The 17,937-nt window shown below is 72.3% G+C and carries 22 protein-coding genes and 1 pseudogene; 10 read left to right on the plus strand and 13 right to left on the minus strand.

Features of this window, described 5'->3' with window-relative positions; all coding sequences use genetic code 11:
* Positions 1 to 2: 2 nt before the first annotated feature.
* Positions 3 to 146 (minus strand): morphogenic membrane protein MmpA, encoded by a 144-nt coding sequence (gene mmpA, locus ACGF8B_RS26210; RefSeq protein WP_392251045.1) that lies wholly within the window; start codon positions 144 to 146, stop codon positions 3 to 5.
* Between the two features lie 66 nt (positions 147 to 212).
* Positions 213 to 890 carry an endonuclease V gene (locus tag ACGF8B_RS26215; RefSeq protein WP_392743094.1) on the minus strand — a complete coding sequence of 226 codons (678 nt, stop codon included), beginning with the start codon at positions 888 to 890 and terminating at the stop codon, positions 213 to 215.
* Positions 891 to 969: 79 nt separating this feature from the next.
* Here ACGF8B_RS26215 and ACGF8B_RS26220 point away from each other — a divergent pair, with 79 nt between their 5' ends.
* Complete coding sequence (locus tag ACGF8B_RS26220) at positions 970 to 1,269, plus strand: YciI family protein (protein ID WP_392743097.1); 300 nt, start codon at positions 970 to 972, stop codon at positions 1,267 to 1,269.
* Positions 1,270 to 1,331: 62 nt separating this feature from the next.
* Positions 1,332 to 2,099 (plus strand): phosphotransferase family protein, encoded by a 768-nt coding sequence (locus ACGF8B_RS26225; protein ID WP_392743100.1) that lies wholly within the window; start codon positions 1,332 to 1,334, stop codon positions 2,097 to 2,099.
* A 93-nt stretch (positions 2,100 to 2,192) separates the two neighbouring features.
* Here ACGF8B_RS26225 and ACGF8B_RS26230 read toward each other — a convergent pair whose 3' ends face one another.
* Positions 2,193 to 3,305, minus strand: a complete 1,113-nt coding sequence (locus ACGF8B_RS26230; protein ID WP_392743102.1) for a WD40/YVTN/BNR-like repeat-containing protein — start codon at positions 3,303 to 3,305, stop codon at positions 2,193 to 2,195.
* Positions 3,306 to 3,483: 178 nt separating this feature from the next.
* Between ACGF8B_RS26230 and ACGF8B_RS26235 the strand changes: the two genes are divergently transcribed.
* A complete protein-coding gene (locus ACGF8B_RS26235) occupies positions 3,484 to 3,900 on the plus strand; it encodes an SsgA family sporulation/cell division regulator (protein WP_392743105.1) in 417 nt (138 codons plus the stop codon).
* A 51-nt stretch (positions 3,901 to 3,951) separates the two neighbouring features.
* On the opposite strand, the gene ACGF8B_RS26240 is transcribed toward ACGF8B_RS26235, so the two are convergent.
* Entirely contained in the window at positions 3,952 to 4,425 is a 474-nt protein-coding gene (locus ACGF8B_RS26240) for an ATP-binding protein (RefSeq protein ID WP_392743108.1), read from the minus strand.
* 146 nt (positions 4,426 to 4,571) lie between these two features.
* On the opposite strand from ACGF8B_RS26240, the gene ACGF8B_RS26245 reads away from it, so the two are divergent.
* From ACGF8B_RS26245 to ACGF8B_RS26255, 3 genes are all read left to right on the plus strand, one after another.
* Positions 4,572 to 5,423 (plus strand): Scr1 family TA system antitoxin-like transcriptional regulator, encoded by an 852-nt coding sequence (locus ACGF8B_RS26245; protein WP_392743110.1) that lies wholly within the window; start codon positions 4,572 to 4,574, stop codon positions 5,421 to 5,423.
* Between the two features lie 9 nt (positions 5,424 to 5,432).
* Positions 5,433 to 5,624 (plus strand): hypothetical protein, encoded by a 192-nt coding sequence (locus ACGF8B_RS26250; RefSeq protein ID WP_342279676.1) that lies wholly within the window; start codon positions 5,433 to 5,435, stop codon positions 5,622 to 5,624.
* A gap of 305 nt (positions 5,625 to 5,929) precedes the next feature.
* Positions 5,930 to 6,904: an acyl-ACP desaturase gene (locus tag ACGF8B_RS26255; protein WP_384756531.1), complete on the plus strand. Its 975-nt coding sequence runs from the start codon at positions 5,930 to 5,932 to the stop codon at positions 6,902 to 6,904.
* A gap of 57 nt (positions 6,905 to 6,961) precedes the next feature.
* Here ACGF8B_RS26255 and ACGF8B_RS26260 read toward each other — a convergent pair whose 3' ends face one another.
* The 3 genes from ACGF8B_RS26260 to ACGF8B_RS26270 all read right to left on the minus strand — a co-directional run bounded on the left by ACGF8B_RS26260 (position 6,962) and on the right by ACGF8B_RS26270 (position 9,021).
* The gene (locus ACGF8B_RS26260) at positions 6,962 to 7,462 is read right to left on the minus strand and encodes a tetratricopeptide repeat protein (RefSeq protein WP_392743113.1); all 501 of its coding nucleotides are present in this window, start codon (positions 7,460 to 7,462) and stop codon (positions 6,962 to 6,964) included.
* 371 nt (positions 7,463 to 7,833) lie between these two features.
* Positions 7,834 to 8,082: a WhiB family transcriptional regulator gene (locus ACGF8B_RS26265; protein WP_124720677.1), complete on the minus strand. Its 249-nt coding sequence runs from the start codon at positions 8,080 to 8,082 to the stop codon at positions 7,834 to 7,836.
* A 141-nt stretch (positions 8,083 to 8,223) separates the two neighbouring features.
* Positions 8,224 to 9,021, minus strand: a complete 798-nt coding sequence (locus tag ACGF8B_RS26270) for a VOC family protein (RefSeq protein WP_392743116.1) — start codon at positions 9,019 to 9,021, stop codon at positions 8,224 to 8,226.
* A 242-nt stretch (positions 9,022 to 9,263) separates the two neighbouring features.
* Between ACGF8B_RS26270 and ACGF8B_RS26275 the strand changes: the two genes are divergently transcribed.
* The 3 genes and pseudogenes from ACGF8B_RS26275 to ACGF8B_RS26285 all read left to right on the plus strand — a co-directional run bounded on the left by ACGF8B_RS26275 (position 9,264) and on the right by ACGF8B_RS26285 (position 10,986).
* A complete protein-coding gene (locus ACGF8B_RS26275) occupies positions 9,264 to 9,659 on the plus strand; it encodes a substrate-binding domain-containing protein (RefSeq protein WP_392743118.1) in 396 nt (131 codons plus the stop codon).
* 174 nt (positions 9,660 to 9,833) lie between these two features.
* Positions 9,834 to 10,618: pseudogene (locus ACGF8B_RS26280) on the plus strand (family 78 glycoside hydrolase catalytic domain); the annotation flags it as partial.
* A complete protein-coding gene (locus tag ACGF8B_RS26285; RefSeq protein ID WP_392743824.1) occupies positions 10,549 to 10,986 on the plus strand; it encodes an alpha-L-rhamnosidase C-terminal domain-containing protein in 438 nt (145 codons plus the stop codon). The pseudogene ACGF8B_RS26280 and the gene ACGF8B_RS26285, both read left to right, overlap by 70 nt.
* 56 nt (positions 10,987 to 11,042) lie before the next feature.
* Here the strand turns inward: ACGF8B_RS26285 and ACGF8B_RS26290 are convergent, their stop codons facing one another.
* From ACGF8B_RS26290 to ACGF8B_RS26315, 6 genes are read right to left on the minus strand one after another with little or no spacing between them, the layout of a single operon-like run.
* The gene (locus ACGF8B_RS26290; RefSeq protein ID WP_392743121.1) at positions 11,043 to 12,116 is read right to left on the minus strand and encodes an LLM class flavin-dependent oxidoreductase; all 1,074 of its coding nucleotides are present in this window, start codon (positions 12,114 to 12,116) and stop codon (positions 11,043 to 11,045) included.
* Between the two features lie 4 nt (positions 12,117 to 12,120).
* Positions 12,121 to 13,032, minus strand: a complete 912-nt coding sequence (locus ACGF8B_RS26295; protein ID WP_392743124.1) for an ABC transporter substrate-binding protein — start codon at positions 13,030 to 13,032, stop codon at positions 12,121 to 12,123.
* Positions 13,033 to 13,788 carry an ABC transporter ATP-binding protein gene (locus ACGF8B_RS26300; protein ID WP_392743126.1) on the minus strand — a complete coding sequence of 252 codons (756 nt, stop codon included), beginning with the start codon at positions 13,786 to 13,788 and terminating at the stop codon, positions 13,033 to 13,035.
* Positions 13,785 to 14,615: an ABC transporter permease gene (locus tag ACGF8B_RS26305; protein WP_392743129.1), complete on the minus strand. Its 831-nt coding sequence runs from the start codon at positions 14,613 to 14,615 to the stop codon at positions 13,785 to 13,787. Before ACGF8B_RS26305 ends, ACGF8B_RS26300 begins: the two co-directional genes overlap by 4 nt.
* Positions 14,612 to 15,625, minus strand: a complete 1,014-nt coding sequence (locus tag ACGF8B_RS26310; protein ID WP_392743131.1) for an NrtA/SsuA/CpmA family ABC transporter substrate-binding protein — start codon at positions 15,623 to 15,625, stop codon at positions 14,612 to 14,614. Before ACGF8B_RS26310 ends, ACGF8B_RS26305 begins: the two co-directional genes overlap by 4 nt.
* Positions 15,626 to 15,639: 14 nt before the next feature.
* The gene (locus ACGF8B_RS26315; RefSeq protein ID WP_392743134.1) at positions 15,640 to 16,656 is read right to left on the minus strand and encodes an ABC transporter substrate-binding protein; all 1,017 of its coding nucleotides are present in this window, start codon (positions 16,654 to 16,656) and stop codon (positions 15,640 to 15,642) included.
* A gap of 469 nt (positions 16,657 to 17,125) precedes the next feature.
* Between ACGF8B_RS26315 and ACGF8B_RS26320 the strand changes: the two genes are divergently transcribed.
* Positions 17,126 to 17,908 (plus strand): IclR family transcriptional regulator, encoded by a 783-nt coding sequence (locus ACGF8B_RS26320; RefSeq protein WP_392743136.1) that lies wholly within the window; start codon positions 17,126 to 17,128, stop codon positions 17,906 to 17,908.
* Positions 17,909 to 17,937: the final 29 nt, after the last annotated feature.

Consider the following 17,937-nt stretch of genomic DNA (forward strand, 5'->3'; position numbering starts at 1 on the left):
GCTCAGAGCGCCCAGGAGACCAGCGTGCAGATCATCGAGACGGCCCAGACCACTCCCGCGATCATCCCGAGTGTCATCCCTATCGCGACCCGGCGCTGAGCGAGGTAGACGGTGCCGGGTCGCGTGGACGTTCGATGTTCGTTCATGCGTACAAGCTTGCCGGTGATGATCGGCAAACGGTATCCGTACGCGTACTCACGCGCCCCGCGCCGTCAGGCGGCCGCCTCCCGCAGCGCCTTGCGGCAGAGCGAGTCGGCCCTGCGGGTGGTCTCCGGCTGACGGAAGTCGCGGGCCAGCAGCAGGGTGTGGGCACAGGCGTTGTCCAGGCCGGTCCGGTGTCCGACCGACACGAATACGGGCTTCACGCCGTCCTGGGTACGCAGCGCCCGGCCCACCTCCTCCTCGCCGTCGAGCAGCGGGGACCAGTCGCCGCGACGGGGGCCCGGCTGCTCGTACGAGAAGGTGAACGGGTTCTTGGCGACGCCGATCACCGGGAGGCCGGTGAGCACGCCGAGGTGGCTGGCGAGTCCGAAGCGGCGCGGGTGCGCCCGGCCGTATCCGTCGCAGATCACCAGTCCGGGGTCGACCGGCAGGGATTCGAGCGCGGCCAGCACCGTCGGGATCTCCCGGAAGGCGAGGAGGCCGGGGACGTACGGGAAGGTGACCCGGCCGACGGCGGTGGTCTCGGCGACCACTTCGAACGTCGCCCCGTCCAGGACGACCGCCGCCGCGACGACGACATCGCGCTCGTCGTCGTAGGCGACGTCCACCCCCGTGACCCGGCCGGTTCCGGGCGGCGGGCCGGGTTCGTCGAGCACCACCCTTGAGCGCAGGGTGTCCTGGACGGCCCGGGCTTCGGCCTCATCGGCGGGCATCGGAAGGTTCGTCATGGTGCGGCCGATCCTATGCGCTGCCCCCGGGGCGGGCCCGGGGGCCGCCGCGGCCCCGCGTCCCCGTAGCCTGGCGGTCATGTTTGTACTCGAACTGACCTACACCGCCCCGGTCGAGCGCGTCGACGAACTGCTCAAGGACCATGTCGTCTGGCTGGACGCGCAGTACGCGGCGGGAGTGTTCATCGCGTCGGGCCGCAAGAACCCGCGCGACGGCGGGGTGATCCTGGCCGTCGGGGACGACCGGGCGGGGATCGAGAGGATCGTCTCGCAGGATCCGTTCTCGGTGCAGGGCGTGTGCGCGTACCGCATCACCGAGTTCATCGCGACAAAGACCTCCGACGAACTCGCTCCCTACCGGCAGCAGTTGCCCGGATAGCGGGGACGGGGCGGACAGCCGTGCCGTGGAGTACGCACGCCGTCGACCTCCGGTCCGACCGCGTGATCAAGACGTTTCGGCGCGGCAGCCACGCGGAGTGCGAGCGGGAGTGGCGCGCGCTCGGACTTCTCGCCGCGTACGCACCGGGCCTGGCCCCGGTCCCGCACAGCGTGGACCTGGCGGCGGAGGAACCGGTGGTGGTGATGGAGCGCGTGCCGGGTGAGCCGCTGCGCGGCCGGCCGCTCGACGATGGACGGCTGCGGGCCCTGGCCGCGGCCGTCGGCGAGCTGTACGCGGCGGTCCCGGCCGATGTCCTGGCCGGGGTCCCCGTGCGGCCCGGCCGGCAGCAGCGGCTCGTCGCCCGGATCCGTGCCTGGGTGCCGCAGGTCCGCCCGCGGGCCGGCGACGCGGTGGTCGAGGCCATGGACCGTGGCCTCACCTGGCTCTCCCGTTCGGGCATGGACCGGGCCGACGCGCCACACGTCCCGGTGGTGTTCGGTCCGGGGGACGGCAACCTCGCCAACTATCTGTGGGACGGCACTCGTGTGCGGGTGGTCGACTTCGAGGACTCCGGTCTCAGCGACCGGCCCTTCGAACTGGCGGAGATCACGGAACACGTGGGCGGCTGGATCGGCCCGCCGCTCGATGCGGGGGCGTTCCTCGATCTGTTCGACCTGACCGCCGCCGAACGTGCGCGGCTGCCGGAATGTCGCAGGCTGCTGGCGCTCGTCTGGTTGTTCCTCCTGTCCTTCGACGACCCCCGGCATCCCCGCAACCCGCCGGGAACGGCCCAACGGCAAGCAGCCCGGCTGTCCGGGCTGCTCGCCTGAGCCCGGCGGAGCCACCGGCGGAGGCCGCCCCGCCGTCCGCCCGACGGCGCGGGGAGGCGGCGGGGAAGCCCCGCGGACCCGCGGTGGTCCCGGCTACCTGGCCGGACGCTGTCCCGCGTGTGCCACGCGGCCCTTCTCCCCCGCGGCCCAGCAGCCGCCGTCCGGGGTGCAGTCGACGGTGTCGTACGAGCCGGTGTCGACCGTGCGCCAGGTGCGGCCGCCGTCCGTCGTGAGGTCGGTGCCGGTCGGGCCGACCGCCAGCGCGCCGGACCTGCTGTGCGGCAGCCAGGCGACGCCCGAGCGGTAGGCGGTGGGCGGGGTGACGGCCCGTTGCCAGCTGCGGCCCGCGTCGCCCGTCACGGCCGCGGCGTCCGGCGACGGCTCTCCGGCGCGGTAGTCGCCGCCGACCGCGATGCCGTGGTGGCGGTCGCGGAAGGCGAGCCCGAAGACGCCGCGGGCCGGGTCGCCGGCGGGGACGGTCGATTCGGTCGCGGTCCAGGTGAGCCCGCGGTCGGCGGAGTGCAGCACCCGTCCGGTCGCGGCGCCTCCGGTGGCGAGCCAGACGTCCCGGGGGCCCGACGAGACCAGGCACTGGCCGCTTGCGGCGAATCCCGCCTCACCGGGCTGGGCCGGGGGCATGCCCGCGTCGGGCAGCACCCGCCAGTTCCGGCCGCCGTCCGAGGTGGACAGGATGCGGTACTTGCCGTCCACGGGATCGCTCATCGCCAGTCCGTGCCGGCTGTCGAAGAAGGTGAGGCAGTCGTAGAAGGCACGCGCGTCGGTGTTGCGGAACGACTCCGTCCAGGTCGTTCCCCCGTCGTCCGTGCGGAACACCCGGGAGGCCTCGCCCTCCCCGATGGCCAGGGCCACCGCGCGCCGGCCGTCGAACGCCTCGATGTCGCGGAACTCCAGCGCCTCCCCGGCCGCGCCCGGCGGCGACACATCGCGCCAGTGCCTGCCCCCGTCCAGGGTGCGCAGCACCGTGCCCCCGGTACCCGCGACCCAGGCGGTGCGGCGGCTGACGGCGGAGAGGCCGCGGAAGCGGGCGTCGGTCCCGGTGTCGGTGAGTGTCCAGGCCGGCCGTTCGCCGGGCCGGTGGTGTTCCCACGGTGCCGCCGCGGCTGCCGGTGTGGCCAGTGCCGCGGTCAGCGCCGCCGCACAGAGCCCCCAGGACATCAGTCGTCTCGTCTTCCCCTTGACCCTCATGGCGCTGGAAGCTAGCCCACGAGCCGTGCCCAGTCCAGGGCACGCCGCCGGGGAGCGGACGAGCGGCGGGTCCTGGCGGTGATACAGCTCACGCCACCCTCCGGTGCACGGATGAGGGACTTCCCTCGTCTGTATCAGTGCCGGGAACCGTTCATCTGGCCGAGAAAGGGAGCAGGTCTTGTCCACAGTCATCGAGCAGTCCGTGCAGGCCCGCATGGTCGCGTCCGCGCCGCGGATGGAGACCCTTCCCGCCACGCTTCACTACGACCCGAAGGATCCGTTCGCCGTACGCATGGCGTTTCCCGCTCCGGCGACCCTGGAAGGCACCGAGGTCGCCTGGGAGTTCTCTCGCGAGCTGCTGGCGGCGGGGATGGACGGGGCGGCCGGTGTCGGGGACGTGCGCGTCAGGCCGTACGGCTACGAGCGCACGGTCCTGGAGTTCCATGCCGTCGAGGGAATCGCGATGGTGCATGTCCGCACCGCGGATCTGCGCCGATTTCTGGAGCGGGCGCAGGAAATGGTGCCCGTCGGCGACGAACACCGGTTCCTGGATCTCGACCGCGGCCTGACCGATCTGCTCGGCGGTTCCTGCTGAGTCCCCTCGTCCGGCGGGGCGGGCCCCGGGCCCGGCCGTACGGGCGGAGCGTCAGCTGTGGAGTAAGGCCCAGGCCTTGCAGCCGCCGGACGGGGTCAGCGCGGGCGCCAGCCCCCAGTCCCCGCCGTGTGCGCCGACCGCGGCGGCCAGCAGCCACATGCTGTCGCTGCGGCGCTCCCGGCATTCCTCGGACCTGACGGCCGAGCCGTGGGAGGGGTGCTGGTCGTAGAGCGTGATGCGGAGTGCGTCGAACTGCCAGTGCACCCGCAGCAGCATCTCCCGGTCCGGGGTGAACCGGTAAGCGGTGGCGACCAGTTCCGAGGCGGCGAGTACGGCCGTCTCCCGGAGGTCGGCCAGGCCGTGCCGGGAGAGAAGATCACTCACGGCGCCGCGTGCGAGGCCGGCACAGAAGGCGCCGCCGGGCAGTGCGAACGAATAACTCAGGTTGTCCGCCACCGGTGGGTGGGGCCCGGCCGATGAGACGGCCGGAAGACAACGCAGTGCGCCCTTCATCAAGATGCTCACATTTCGGTAATTGTGGTGACGATCACACATAGGCGTGATCGCCGCGTGTGAGACTGGCGCTACCGACCGTAGCGCACCCCGGAGCACAGTGCTACTACTTGTGCGGTTCCGGTCATTTCGCTCCCACTCCCGGAAGGGACCGCACCTTGCCGCCCAGAAGCACCCCGACCGCCCGACAGCAGCGACTCGGGTACGAACTACGCAAACTGCGCGAGCAGTCGGGCATGCCGGTACAGCAGGCCGCCGCACTGCTCGGCGTCGACCGCACCCGCATCCCGAACATCGAATCGGGACGGTTCGGCATCAGCGCCGAACGGGTCCGCACCCTCGCCTTCAACTACGGCTGCCCGGACACCGGCCTGGTCGACCTGCTCGCCGAGATGGCCCAGGAGCGCGCCAGGGGCTGGTGGGAGGAGCACCGCGGACTGCTGCTGCCGGCACTGCTCGACATCGCCGAACTGGAGTACCACGCGGTGGAGTTGACGACCTCCACCACCACACACATCCCCGGCCTCCTGCAGACCGAGGAGCATGCGCGGGCAGTCTTCGACACGGCCGATCCGCGACTGCCCGGACCCGATCTGATGGCCCGGCTGTCGCTGCGGCTGCGCCGCCAGGAGGTACTGGAGCGGGACCGTCCGCCGATGTACGAGTCGGTGGTCCACGAGGCGGCGCTGCGCATGCAGTTCGGCGGCCCGAAGGTGGCGCGGGCCCAACTGGAGCACATCCTGCGGCAGTCCGAACGGGACCGGATCACGGTCCGGGTGATCCCGTTCGCGGCCGGCGGTTTCCCGGGCGCCGGACAGTCGTTCACCTACGTGGGCGCCCCGGTGCCGCAGCTCGACACCGTGCAGCTCGATTCCTCGCATGGTTCGATGCTGCTGGACTCCGACATGCAACTGCGCCGCTATCGCGGCCTGTTGGAGCGCCTGCGCACACTCGCGCTACCCGTCGAGGAGTCGCGCGACTTCATCCGATCCATAGTCCAGGACCTCTGAGGAGCGACCATGACCGATATCTACTGGGACGAGGCATTCTGCAGCGAGGGCGCCAACTGCTTCCGCTTCGGGCTCGACGACCAGGGCAGGGCGTACATCGGCTCCACCACGGACACCACCACCCATGTCAGCGACTCCGTGGAGGCGCTGCGCGCGCTGATCTCCGCGGTGAAGTCCGGCGCGGCGGACCACCTGCTCTGACCGCACGACCCGACCGCGCCCGAGCCCCCCGCGACGGTTCGCTCCGAGTACGCCGACACCTCTGAGCGCCCCGCAGCCGGGGGCCGGCCGGTCCCGGTCATCCGGAATTCAGCGTTACAGATCCCCCGCCGCATGCCGCACCGACTCCCGTTCACGACCCCGCACACACCCCGGGACCTGCGCACATAACGTTACGTAACCGGGCATCGTGAGAGCGGGCTTGGCGGTGGCCTTACCGCCGCTTTAACCTACGGTCTCGTAACCTACGTATCCGTAGGTAATTCTCCCGTCCCCAGGAGTCCCCCGTGACGATCACCGCTCCCCACCTCGGCAGCCCGAAGGCGTGGACCGACGCCCAGCTGCTGTACGCCCTGGAAGAGGTGGTGGAGAAGGAGCTCAACCGCCATCTCAAGGTCGCCAAGGACTGGATGCCCCACGAGTACGTGCCGTTCTCCGACGGACGGAACTTCCCCGGCGTGTTCGAGGACGGTGAGGCCTGGCAGGCCGACCAGTCCAAGGTCACCGACATCGGCAAGATCGCCCTGGTGGTGAACCTGCTGACCGAGGACAACCTCCCGAGCTACCACCACGAGATCGCCTCCCTCTTCGGCCGTGACGGCGCCTGGGGCACCTGGGTGCACCGCTGGACCGCCGAGGAGGGCCGGCACGGCATCGTGATGCGGGACTACCTGCTCACCTCGCGGGCCGTCGACCCGGACAAGCTGGAGCAGTTCCGGATGGCGCACATGGCGGAGGGCTTCGAGTCGGACAACCGGCACTCGATGCTGCACTCCGTGGCGTACGTCGCGTTCCAGGAGCTGGCCACCCGCGTCTCGCACCGCAACACCGGCCACCAGTCGGGCGACCCGGTCTGCGACCGCATGCTCGCGCGGATCGCGACCGACGAGAACCTGCACATGGTCTTCTACCGCAACCTTCTCGGTGCGGCCTTCGAGCTCGCCCCGGACCTGACGATGCAGGCCGTGCGCGATGTCGTCGTCAACTTCCGGATGCCCGGTCACGGCATGCCGGGCTTCGAGCGGGCCGCCGCGCAGATGGCGATCGGCGAGATCTACAACATGCGCATCCACCACGACGACGTGATCCAGCCCGTGCTGCGCTACCTGAAGATCCTCTCCATCGACGGCCTGGGCCCCGAGGGCCTGAAGGCGCAGGAGGAGCTGGGCCTGTACATGGGCGGTCTGGACAGCGAGGCGGCGAAGTTCGACGAGAAGCTGGCCGCCCGCAAGGCACGGATGGCCGCGCGCGCCGACGCCTGACTCCCCCGGGTCCGGCAGCCCCCGTCCGACGTTCGGGCGGGCGGGGGCTGCCGGCTCTCACACCGTTTCGCGCAGGTCCCGCGCGTAGTGCTCGATGGCCGCCCGGTACTGGCGCACATACGGGTCCGTGCTGCTGGTCGCGAGCAGTTCCAGCAGCAGCCGCATGGCCTCGTGGTGCTCACCGGTGTTGAACAGCGCCATGGCGAGAAACGTCCGCAGTGCCCCGTCGTCGGGGAACCGATCGACACCGCCGCGCAACACCTCCACGGCCTTCTCGTACTGCCCGAGCACCCGGTACGTGCTCCCGAGGCCCAGGAGCGCGCCCCGGCGGTCCTCCTCCGAGAGCCCGGTCCCGCCGAGGCCGCGTTCGTAGAACGGCACCGCCTCGGCCTCCAGTCCGAGCACATCGTGGGCCCAGGCGGTCTGATAGGCGATCTCCGCGTCCGCGGGGAACTCGGCGCAGAGGGCCAGCAGTCGCTGTCTGGCCTCCTCCCGGTGGCCCTCGGTGCGCAGTCGCACGGCCGCCGCGAGCGAACTGTCCCGGTCGTCATCATTCATACGGGCATCGTCCCAGGCCGACGAGGCGCTCCGGCCACGGCCCCCGCCCCTCGCGTCGGCGGAAATGGCCGGCAGGACGCGCGGCAGCCGGCCGCGCGGTGCCGGGAAGGCCGCCGGGACGCCGATCTCCGGTCCCCGGTCACGCCCGCCCCGCTCCAGGAGCGCGGCCCGGACCGTCGGGCCCCCGGAGAGTCTCGCGGCCGGGACACGGCCGGCCGGTCACGCACCGCCGACGATGCCGTCGTATCCGCTCAACCCGGATCCCGTCGGCTCACGCGAACGCCGCGACGGATGTGCGCAGTTCCGGATCGTCGCACGGGCAGCGTGTGTCCGGCCCCGGGATCGCCGCCCTCCGATCCGGACGGATGGCCTCAGTCGCGTCCGGTTCTGCGCAGCCGGTCCCGCTCCTTCTCGGACAGCCCGCCCCAGACGCCGAAGCGCTCGTCGTTGGCGAGGGCGTACTCCAGGCAGGCCTCGCGCCCCTCACAGGCGTTGCAGAGCTGCTTGGCCTCGCGGGTGGAGCTGCCGGGGGCGGGAAAGAAGAACTCGGGCCCCGCCTGGGCGCACAGCGCAGTCTCCTGCCAGGCGAGTGCGGGGTCGGCCGCGGTGTTGATCAGCATGCGGACCACAGTGCCCGGTCGCGATAAACGACCGATCAACGCTTCATCAATGCGGCGCGCCGACGAGTTCCGGTCAGCATTTCGGCGGCGTGCACTTGGGTTCCGGTCGAGCTCTGCGGCGGCGTGCGCTTGGGTTTCCGGTCAGCTCTGCGGCGGCGCGCTCTTGATCAGAGCGAATTCGGCACCGTCCGGATCGGCGGCCACCGCGAACTCTCCCACACCTTCCATCGCCATGGGTTCCAGGGTCAGCCGGCCGCCCAGCCGCTCCACGTCCGCGGCCGTCTCGTCGCAGTCGTCCACCTCGAAATAGGGCAGCCAGTGCGACCCGGCCGCCGCCCTCGTCTGCACCGTGTTCAGCGGAACGAAGCCGCCGAAGCCCGACTCCTCACGCCCGCCTCGGGTCCGGATCACCGTGTAGGAACCGCCGCCCCCGGGGTACGGCGTCCGGACGCTCTCCCATCCGAAGACCGCGTTGTAGAACGCGGCGGCCGCGGGCACGTCCGGGGTGTACAGCTCGGCCCAGCAGAGACTTCCGGGGACGCCCACAGCCCCCAGGCCCGGATTCTTCCGAGGCTGCCAGATGCCGAAGAAGGCCCCTGCCCGGTCCTTGAATCCGGCCATCCTGCCGAAGTCCAGGACATCCATCGGCGCGAGCGGTACGGTGCCGCCGGCCTGCTCGACCGCGTGTGCCGTGGCATCGGCGTCGGACGACCGGAAGTACACCGACCAGGACGGCTCGCCCTGCTCCTCGGTGACCGTCATCGCGCCGCCGACCGTCCTCCCGTCCAGCGTGAACATTCCGTAGCCCCCGGTCTCCGGACCCCCGGCCGCGAACTCCCAGCCGAACAGGCCGGTGTAGAAGTCGACGGCCCCGTCGAGATCGGGTGTGCCCAGATCGGTCCAGTTGGGCGCTCCGTCGACATAACGGGTGGTGAGCATGGCCGGCTCCTTCGAGGTGCCCGTGCCGTGGGGCACGGCGGTCCTTCCCGACGCTCCGAGTCTCGCACCGGGCACCGGCCGCCGCAGCCCGCGCCCGGTGCGGCGGGCGCGCGGACGCCCCTCGCTCGGCCACCGGGCCGGGACCGGCCGATCCGCACCAAGGAACCGGTGTCCGACATCGGTCGCAGCAGCTGGTGAAACGTATTATCAACACCGTTTGAAACTGTCTGAACGAGCGCATCGTGCCCGCCGGACTGCGCGTCGGGGAAGCCATCGCGGCGCGGCGCCCGGCCGAGCGGCCGGACGGCGTCGTCGCGGCCAATGATTCGGTGGCCCTTGGCCTGATGCAGTCCCTCGGGAACCGGGCCGGGCTGCGCGTCCCCGCCGCCATCGCGCTGGTCGGCTTCGACGGCATGGAGTTCGCGGCCACCACGACGGTTCCGCTGACGACCGTGCGGCGGCCCCGCGACATCTTCGGGCGGACCGCCGTCGACCTGGTCCGGGACCAGGCCGAGGCCGACGGTCCGCTGCGGTCCGCTGCGGTCCGCACCATTGTGATCCAGCCGGAACTCGTCGTCAGGGAGAGTTCGCTGCGCCGCGGGCGTCCGGGCGCGTGGGCGGCTCGTCACTCGGGGTGAAGGACATGAACCGCTCGGTGATGTCCGGCGGGGCCTCGGCCCCGAACCGGTCGACGGGGTCCGCGCCAAGCCGGTCGCCCAGCTCGACCGGCCCGTCGAGGTGGTGCGGGAGCCGGCCGCGCGGGAGGTGACCGAACCACGGCCCGGGTCTTCGTCCCCGACCTCGGGCAGAACATGGTCGGCTCCGTCCGCCTCAAGGTCTCCGGTCCGGCCGGCACCACCGTTTGGCTGCGTCAAGCCGAGGCGCTGAAACCCCGACGGCACGCCGTACACGGCCAAGCTGCGCTCGTCCCGCGCCACCGACAGGTACACCCTCAAGGGCGGCGGCCCGGAGACGTACGAGCCGCGCTTCAGTTCCGTGGATTCCGCTACGTGGAGGTGACCGGATGTCCCGGCACCCCGCCCCCGGACGCCGTCACCGGTCTCGTCATGCACACCTCGGCACCCTTCACGCTCGACTTCGCCACCGATGTCCCCATGCTCAACCAGCTGCACGACAACATCACTTGGGGCCTGCGCGGCAACTTCCTGTCCGTGCCCACCGACACCCCCGCCCGGGGCGAGCGGCTCGGCTGAACCGGTGACCTCAACGCGCTCGCCCCGACGGCCGCGTACGTCATGGACTCGGCGCGCTTCCTCACCAAATGGCTGCGGGACCTGCGCGACAGCCAGTGCGACGACGGCGCGTTCCCCGACGTGGCCCCTCGTGTGGGGCCACTGGCCCGGGGGCGGGCCGGGGGGACGCGGGAGTGACCGTGCCGTGGGCGCTCCACCGCGCCTACGGGGACGTGCGGGTGCTGGAGCCCAGCCGGCCCTCGATGCCGAGGTGGCTGGAGTACCTGGACCGGCGCAGCGAGGGCTGTCCGCGCCCGGCCGAGGGCTACGGCGACTGGCTCAACATCGACGACGAGACGCCCAAGGACGTCATCGGCACCGCCTACTACGCCCACAGCGCCGATCTCGTCGCACGGACCGCCGAGGTGCTGGGCGAGGATCCGGCACCGTACCGTGCGCTGTCCGGCAGGTCCGGGACGCGTTCCGGACGGCGTACGTCTCGGCGGGCGGCCGGGTCAAGGGCGACACCCGGACCTCGAACGAGGCCCCAGCCCGCTTCGATTCGCCGTACGGTCCGGTCTCCACGGGCTGGAGCACCGCCTCGGGCACCTTCCGGCTGGAGGTCTCGCTGCCCGTCGACACCATCGCCGAGGTGTGGATGGCGGCGTCCGCCGCATCGGAGGTGGCCCACGGCCCGGCGCGGTTCCCGCGCCTGGAGGACCGTTGCGCGGTCTTCGCCGTCGGCTCCGGCACGCATCGCTTCTCGCGCTGAGCGACACCGTTCCACGGGCGGGGCGGGGCACTCTCCGGTGCCCCCGCCCCGGCCGGTCAGCGGGTGACACCCAGCGCGGGAAGCACCGTCTCCGCCACCCGGTAGGCCTCCTCCAGCAGCGGGTTGCCGGAGAGGATGAAGGTGTCGACGCCCAGCTCCTCGAACTCCTTGAGGCGCTCGACGACCTGGGCCGTCGAGCCGACGACCGCGGTGCCCGGCCCCGGCCGGAACAGGCTCATCCCCGGCCACATGTTGGGGTGCGTCTCCAGCTCCCGGGCGTGCGCCGGAACCTTGCCGCCGTGCTGGCGGAACTGACGCTGCCAGCCCACGCCGTCCTCCCCCGCCCGGTCGCCGAGCTGCCGGGCGTACGTCGCCCCGCTCGTCACGTCGAGCAGCCGGTCGGCCGCCGCCCAGGCCTCGTCCTCGGTGTCCCGGACGATGAGGTGGAGGCGGAGCCCGGTCCTGAGCGTGCGGCCGTGGGCGGCGGCCCGCGCCCTGACCCGCTCCAGCTTCTCCTTGAGCAGGTGCGGGGGTTCGCCCCAGGTCAGGAAGACGTCGACGTGCTCGGCCGCCATCTCGATCCCGGGGGCGGACGAGCCGCCGAACCAGAGCGGGATGTGCGATTCCTGGACCGGCCGCAGCTCCCCGAAGGACGCGCCCGCGTTCTTCAGGTCGTAGAAGCGGCCCTGGTGGTCGAAGACCTCACCCGCGGTGAGCCGCTTCACGATCGACCAGTACTCGGCGCTCAGCTCGTACCGCTCGTCGTGCTCCACGTGGAGTCCGTACTCCCGGAGCGACCTGGTGGAGCCGTTGACGACGTTGAAGCGGAGCCGGCCGCCGAAGAGGTTGTCGAAGCTGAGGGCCATCTTGGCGAGCAGGGTGGGCGAGATCAGCCCGGGGTGGACGGCCAGCAGCGGCTTGAACGCGGTGCTGGTGGAGGCGGCCAGCGCGCTGCCGAGCGGCCAGACGTCGTACAGGTCGGTGGCGAGCAGCGCGCCGCTGTAGCCGAGGCGTTCGACCGTGCCGGCGAGCTGGGCGAGGTAGCCGAGGTCGACCGGCCGCCGGCCCTCGGGTTCCCAGGGGTAGGCGCCTTCGCGCGGGATGACGTACCAGAGGACTTCGGTCGCCATGTCGTCATACCGCCTTGTCCGCGCCGGAGCCGGAGCCGGCGCCCCGGCCGGCGCCGGCGAGGGCGTGGGCCACGTTGACCGGGCGGTCGATGAAGCCGGTGCGGTGGAAGATGTCGGCCGCTTCCTGCTGCTCCGCGACGAAGGCGTCGGTGACCGGCTCGATCCGCCACGGCAGGGCGCGCAGCGCGGTCTCCCAGTCGTCGGCGCTCCCGCCGAGGTCGGCGGCGGCGATCTCGGCCGCCCGGCGGGGGTGGGCCGCCGCCCAGTCGTCGGCCCGCCGGAGGGCGCGGGTGAGCGCCTCGACGACCTCGGGGCGGTTCTCGGCCAGGTCGCGGCGGGCGAAGAAGACGGATCGGTCGGTGATGACGTCGCCGGTGCGGATCAGGGTGCGCAGCCCGCCGGTGCGGCGGGCTGCGGCCAGTTGGGCGCCCTGGGCCACCCAGGCGGCGACGGCTCCGGTGCGCAGCAGTTCCTCGCTGTCGGCGGTGCCGCGGACGGCGGTGATGTCGTCGGCGTAGGAGAGCCCGGTGTCGTCGAGCGCCTTGGCGACGAGGTGGGTCTGCCAGGAGCCGATCGCGAGGTGGACGGTGGTGCCCTTGAGGTCGGCGACCGTCCGTACGGGGCTGTCCTCGGGGACCAGGAGCGCGCCGTGTCCGGGGCGCGGGGCGGAGACGGCGGTGTAGACGATGTCGTGGCCGGCGGCCTGGGCGGTGACCGGCGGGGTGGAGCCGGTGCCGCCGAAGTCGATGACGCCGCGGCTGAGGAGTTCGCCGGTGCGGACGCCGTCGGTGTACGGGTGGAAGACGACGCTCTCGCCCAGCGGGGCCAGCTCCTCCTGGGCGAGGCCGAGCCGGGTGAGGTGGTACAGGTGGTAGAGGGACGGGTTGCTGCTGTGCACGCCGATGGTGACGGTCATTCAGATCACTCCTGCTTCGGTACGTTCGGGGGCGGTCGAGGGCTGCGGGGCCGTCGCGACCCCGAGCTCGTCGAGGAGGCGTCGGCGCAGGGCTCCGAAGGCGGGGTCGCCGGGGTCGCGCGGCCGGTCGACGGTGACCGGTTCGTCGGTGACGAGGCGGCCGTCGCGCAGTACGGCGACCCGGTCGGCAAGCCGTACGGCTTCGTCCACGTCGTGGGTGACGAGGAGGACGGCGGGCCGGTGCTTGCGGCACAGCTCGCCCACCAGGTCCTGCATCTTCAGCCGGGTCAGGGCGTCGAGTGCGGCGAACGGCTCGTCGAGCAGCAGCAGCCCGGGTTCGCGGACCAGGGCGCGGGCGAGGGCGACGCGCTGTGCCTCGCCACCGGAGAGGGTGGCGGGCCAGGCGTCGGCGTGCCGTTCGAGACCGACCTCGGCCAGGGCCCGCAGCCCGTCCGCGGAGCGGCCGCGCGGCAGGGCCACCGTCACATTGGCGAGGACCTTCTTCGACGGTACGAGGCGGGGTTCCTGGAAGACGACGGTGCGGGCCTCGGGGACGAGGACCTCTCCGCCGTCGGCTGCGTCGAGTGCGCCCAGGATGCGCAGCAGGGTCGTCTTGCCGCTGCCGCTCGCGCCGAGCAGGGCGACGAACTCGCCCCGTGCGATGTCGAGCCGGAGGCCGTCGAGCACGGCGCGGTCGCCGAAGAAGCGACGCAGTTCCCTCACGCGTACGGCGGGTCGGGGGGCGGTTCCGGTCATCGGGTGGCTCCCTGTGTGGTGCGCCAGGGCATCAGTACGCGTTCCAGCAGCCGTACGACCATGTCGGCGGTGAGTCCGAGCAGCCCGTAGACGAGGATGCAGACGGCGAGGATGTCGGTGCGGGCGTAGCTCTGGGCCTGGGACATCAGATAGCCGATGCCTGCGGTGGCGTTGATCTCCTCCGCGGCGATCAGGGCGATGACGCTGAGGGTCATGGAGAGCCGCAGTCCGGCGAGCAGCGACGGCAGGGCCCCGGGCAGGACGACTTCGCGGACGAGGGCGAAGCGGCCCATGCCGAAGCTGCGCATCGCCTCGATGAGTCCGGGGTCGGTGTTGCGCACCCCGCTCGATGTCGACACGTACATCGGGAAGGTGGTGGCCACGGCGATGAGGAGGATCTTCGCGGTCTCGTTGATCCCGAACCAGACCATGAACAGGGGCACCAGGGAGAGGAACGGGATGGTGCGCAGGGTCTGGATGGAGGAGTCGAGGAGTTCGTCGCCCAGGCGGGTGAATCCGGTGGTGACGCCGAGGACGAGTCCGGCGGTCAGCCCGACGAGGAGGCCGAGTCCGGAGCGGGTGAGGGAGGTGGTGAGTGCGTCGGGCAGCTGCCCGTTGCCCCACAGCTCCCCCACGGCGCGCAGCACTTCGCCGGGCGACGCGAGTACGTCGGGGGTGAGGACTCCTGTGGCGGACGCCGCCCACCACAGGAGGAGGAGGGTGAGCGGGCCGAGTGTCCGGACGGTGGTGGAGCGGGTCCGGCCGCGGGCCCCGCGCCGTTGCGGGCGGGGCCGGACGAGGCCCTGGTCCATGGCGGCCCCGCTCATTTCAGCTTCTCGACGTCGAGGAGGTGGGCGGCGACGTCGACCTTGCCCGGGGTGACCTTCTGCTCGGCGTAGAAGCCGGCGACGTCCTCGAAGCGTTCGATGTCCTGCTGTCCGATGGCTTCGACCGTGCCGCCCTTGCGGGTGAACGCGATCTGGACCTCCTTCGCCTTTCCGGTGACGGCGGTCGGCCCGGCGTCGGTGAAGACGTTCAGGTACGCGGCCGGGTCCTGCTTCTCCTTGGCGCCGGCGTCGTGGAGGTACCGGTAGAGCGCCTTGACGACCCCGGGGTGCTGTTCGGCGAAGCCGGTGCGCACGGCGTTGAGGCTGTAGTTGTCGGAGCCGATCTCGGCACCGTCGGCGACGAAGTGGGCCTTGCCGCTGCCGATCTCGGCCACGGCGTACGTCGCCCAGACCGCCCAGGCGTCGACCTTGCCCGCGTTGAACACGGCGGCCGTCTGGTCGGGCCGCAGATAGACCCGCTTGACCTTCCCGGCGGGGATCCCGGCCTTGGCGAGTGCCTTCAGGAGCAGGTATTCGCCGGTACCGCCCTGGTTGACGGCGACCTTCCTGCCGACCAGGTCGGCGACCGATCCGATGCCGGAGCCGTTCTTCACGAGGATGCCCTCGCCGGCGGCGTCCGGGGCGACGGCGGTGAAGAACTTGAAGCCGGGGCGCTGGGCGAGCGAGGTGATGCCGGAGGTGATGGAGCCGGTGGCGATGTCGAGCCGGTCGGCGTTCATCGCCTGGGCGGCCGGGGCGAAGGGTCCGGCGCTGCCGGTCCAGCGCACCTCGGCACCGGCCTTCGCGAGCGCCCTGTCGAGGCTGCCGTCCTTCTTGCCGAGGGCGAGCACTCCGGAGTTTCCGGGGTCGGGGATGCGGATCTCGACCGTGCCCCCGGCGCCGGAGCCGCTGCCGGCCCCGGACGAGCCGCAGGCGGTGAGGGCGAGGAGCGCGGTGGCCGTGACGAGCGCGGGGGCGGCGGCCGTGCGCAGTGGTCGGGGAAGGTTCATGGTGCCGGGGGTCCTCACAACTCGGGGGCGAAGGCGCGGTGGGAAGCAGCCAGTGCGGTGGCGCGGCGCAGTGGCTCGGGGTCGGTCCAGGCCGCGATGTCGACGGGTCCGGGCAGGAAGCCGTGGACGCGCAGCCCGGCCTCCTGCTCGGCGAGCAGGGTCAGGCGGTCCGGGGCGAGATCGGGGTGGAGGGTGAGATGGGTGCCCGGCCGGTAGGCCCCGGCGACGCCCTCGGCGCCCGCGCCGGTCTCGGCGCCCAGGATCCGGGCGACCTCGGCGGGCTGTTCGGCGGCCCAGTCGGCGGCCCTGAGCAGGACGGCGAGGAAGCGGTCGACGAGGCCGGGGTGGTCGTCGAGGAGCTGCTGGTGGACGGTGATGGGGCGCGGGGTGCCGTTGTTGACGCGGAACCGGCGGTCGGCGAGCTCGTCGAGTTCGACGGCGACCTCCGCCCCCGCCCGCCGGGCGGCCTCGACGGCCAGGGCGCCCTTCACGTACACGGCGTCCACGTCACCGCGCCGCAGCGCCGCCAGTTCGGCACCCCACTGGTCCCGGTGTCCGGCGCCGGGCACGTCCACGAACGTGGCGTCGTCCGTCCCGAGTCCGGCGGCGGCGAGTACGCCGTCGAAGCCGCGCAGGGCCATGGCCCGCCAGAAGTCGATGGCGATGTCGTGCACGGGCGCGGCGAGCCGCAGTCCGCGCAGTGCCTCGGCGCCCCGGATCCCGGAGCCGGGACGGACCAGTACGCTCTGCCGCTCCTCGATCCAGGTGAGACCGATCAGCCGGGTCCGCTCCCCGCGTGAACGGGCCCACAGCGCGGGTACGTTGCCGCCTTCACGGAACAGGCCCGGCAGGGCGTGGGTGTAGTGGGCGGCCCGGTCGGCGCTGGGTGCGCCGTCCTGGAGGGACCGCACCTCGATCCCGTCGGGGGCGAACTCTTCGGCGAGCCACCGGCGGTCGGCGGCGATGCCGGTGGCGGTGGGTACGGGACAGCGGGTGAACCAGAGGGTCCGGGGCAGGACGGCATGCGTCATGGAGTCTTCCCGAGGGGTCGGCAAAGCAAGGGGGCGCGCGGCGAGACGGTGTGGCGGGCTGCGCGGCAGGTACGTCGGGGGATGGGACCGCGTACGGCGAAGCGCCCCGGACCGTGTCGGAACGCGGCGGGGTGAGGCCCCAGGGGGCTACGAGGGGGAGCGGTCAGCGACAGGCGGCGCTGGAGACCCGCGCCAGGTCGATGTGACGGCGCAGCGTCAGAGCGAGCGGGACCGGGGCGGCGTGGACGGGGGGCGCTGTTCGGCGGCCGGCCATGGCACTGCTCCCTTCCGCTCGTCGGTGATGACCTGGTGCAGACTGCCACGGACCCGGACCGGCCCACAACTCGCTTCCCATGATGTGGGATTGAATATGAACGGAGTATTTCTCAGCCGGGAATCCGCACCGCTCAACTCCCGTAATGTGGCAACTACACGCCCCGAACCCCTCACGAGCGGAGAGTGGACCGACATGACCGAGGCCGCGGCGGCGCCTGCTCCCGGTGGCGCCCAGGCCGTCCGGCGTGCCCTGGACGTGCTGCACTGCTTCCACGACAACGGCCCCGATCTCAGCGCCTCCGACCTCGCCCGCCGCCTCGGGCTCTCCGCCTCCACGGCACACCGGCTGGCCCGCACCCTGCTCGGCGCGGGCTTCCTGGAGCAGGACGCCCGCACCTCCCGCTACCGGCTGGGCCCCGCCGTCACCGAGCTGGGCAGGCTCTCGTACCACCAGCGGGGCCTGCATCTGGCCGCCCCCGAGCTGACCGATCTCGCCGAACGCACCGGCGCCACGGCCGACCTGGCGCTGCGCAGCGGCCCCCACGCGGTGATCGTGGCGGGCGGTTCGGTGACGCCGAAGGTGGGGCTGCGCAGGCCGCTGCACTCCACCGCGCTGGGCAAGGTCCTGCTGGCCTGGGCCCGGCCGGGCGAGGGCGGACCCTCCTCGCTGCCCCCGCTGCCCGCGTTCACCGACCGGACGATCGTCGAACCGGGCGCGCTGGAGGCCGAGTTGACGAAGGTGCGGTCCGACGCCTACGCGCTCAACGACGGCGAGTCGGCGCACGGGGTGCGGACCCTGGCGGTCCCGGTCCTGGACGGCGCCGGTCATGCCCGCTTCGCCCTGGCGGTCCGGGCCACCCCGTCCGTGATCACGGACACGCGCACCGACTGGTTCCTGTCGCAGGCCCGCTCCTGCGCGCGGGCCCTGGAGGTCCTGCTGCTCTCCCCCGCCGAGCGCCGCCCGCCGAGGCCCTGAGCAGCCCGGTCTGTCGGTGCCGCGTGGCA

The sequence above is a fragment of the Streptomyces sp. NPDC047917 genome (assembly GCF_043204345.1).
GTDB lineage: Bacteria > Actinomycetota > Actinomycetes > Streptomycetales > Streptomycetaceae > Streptomyces > Streptomyces sanglieri.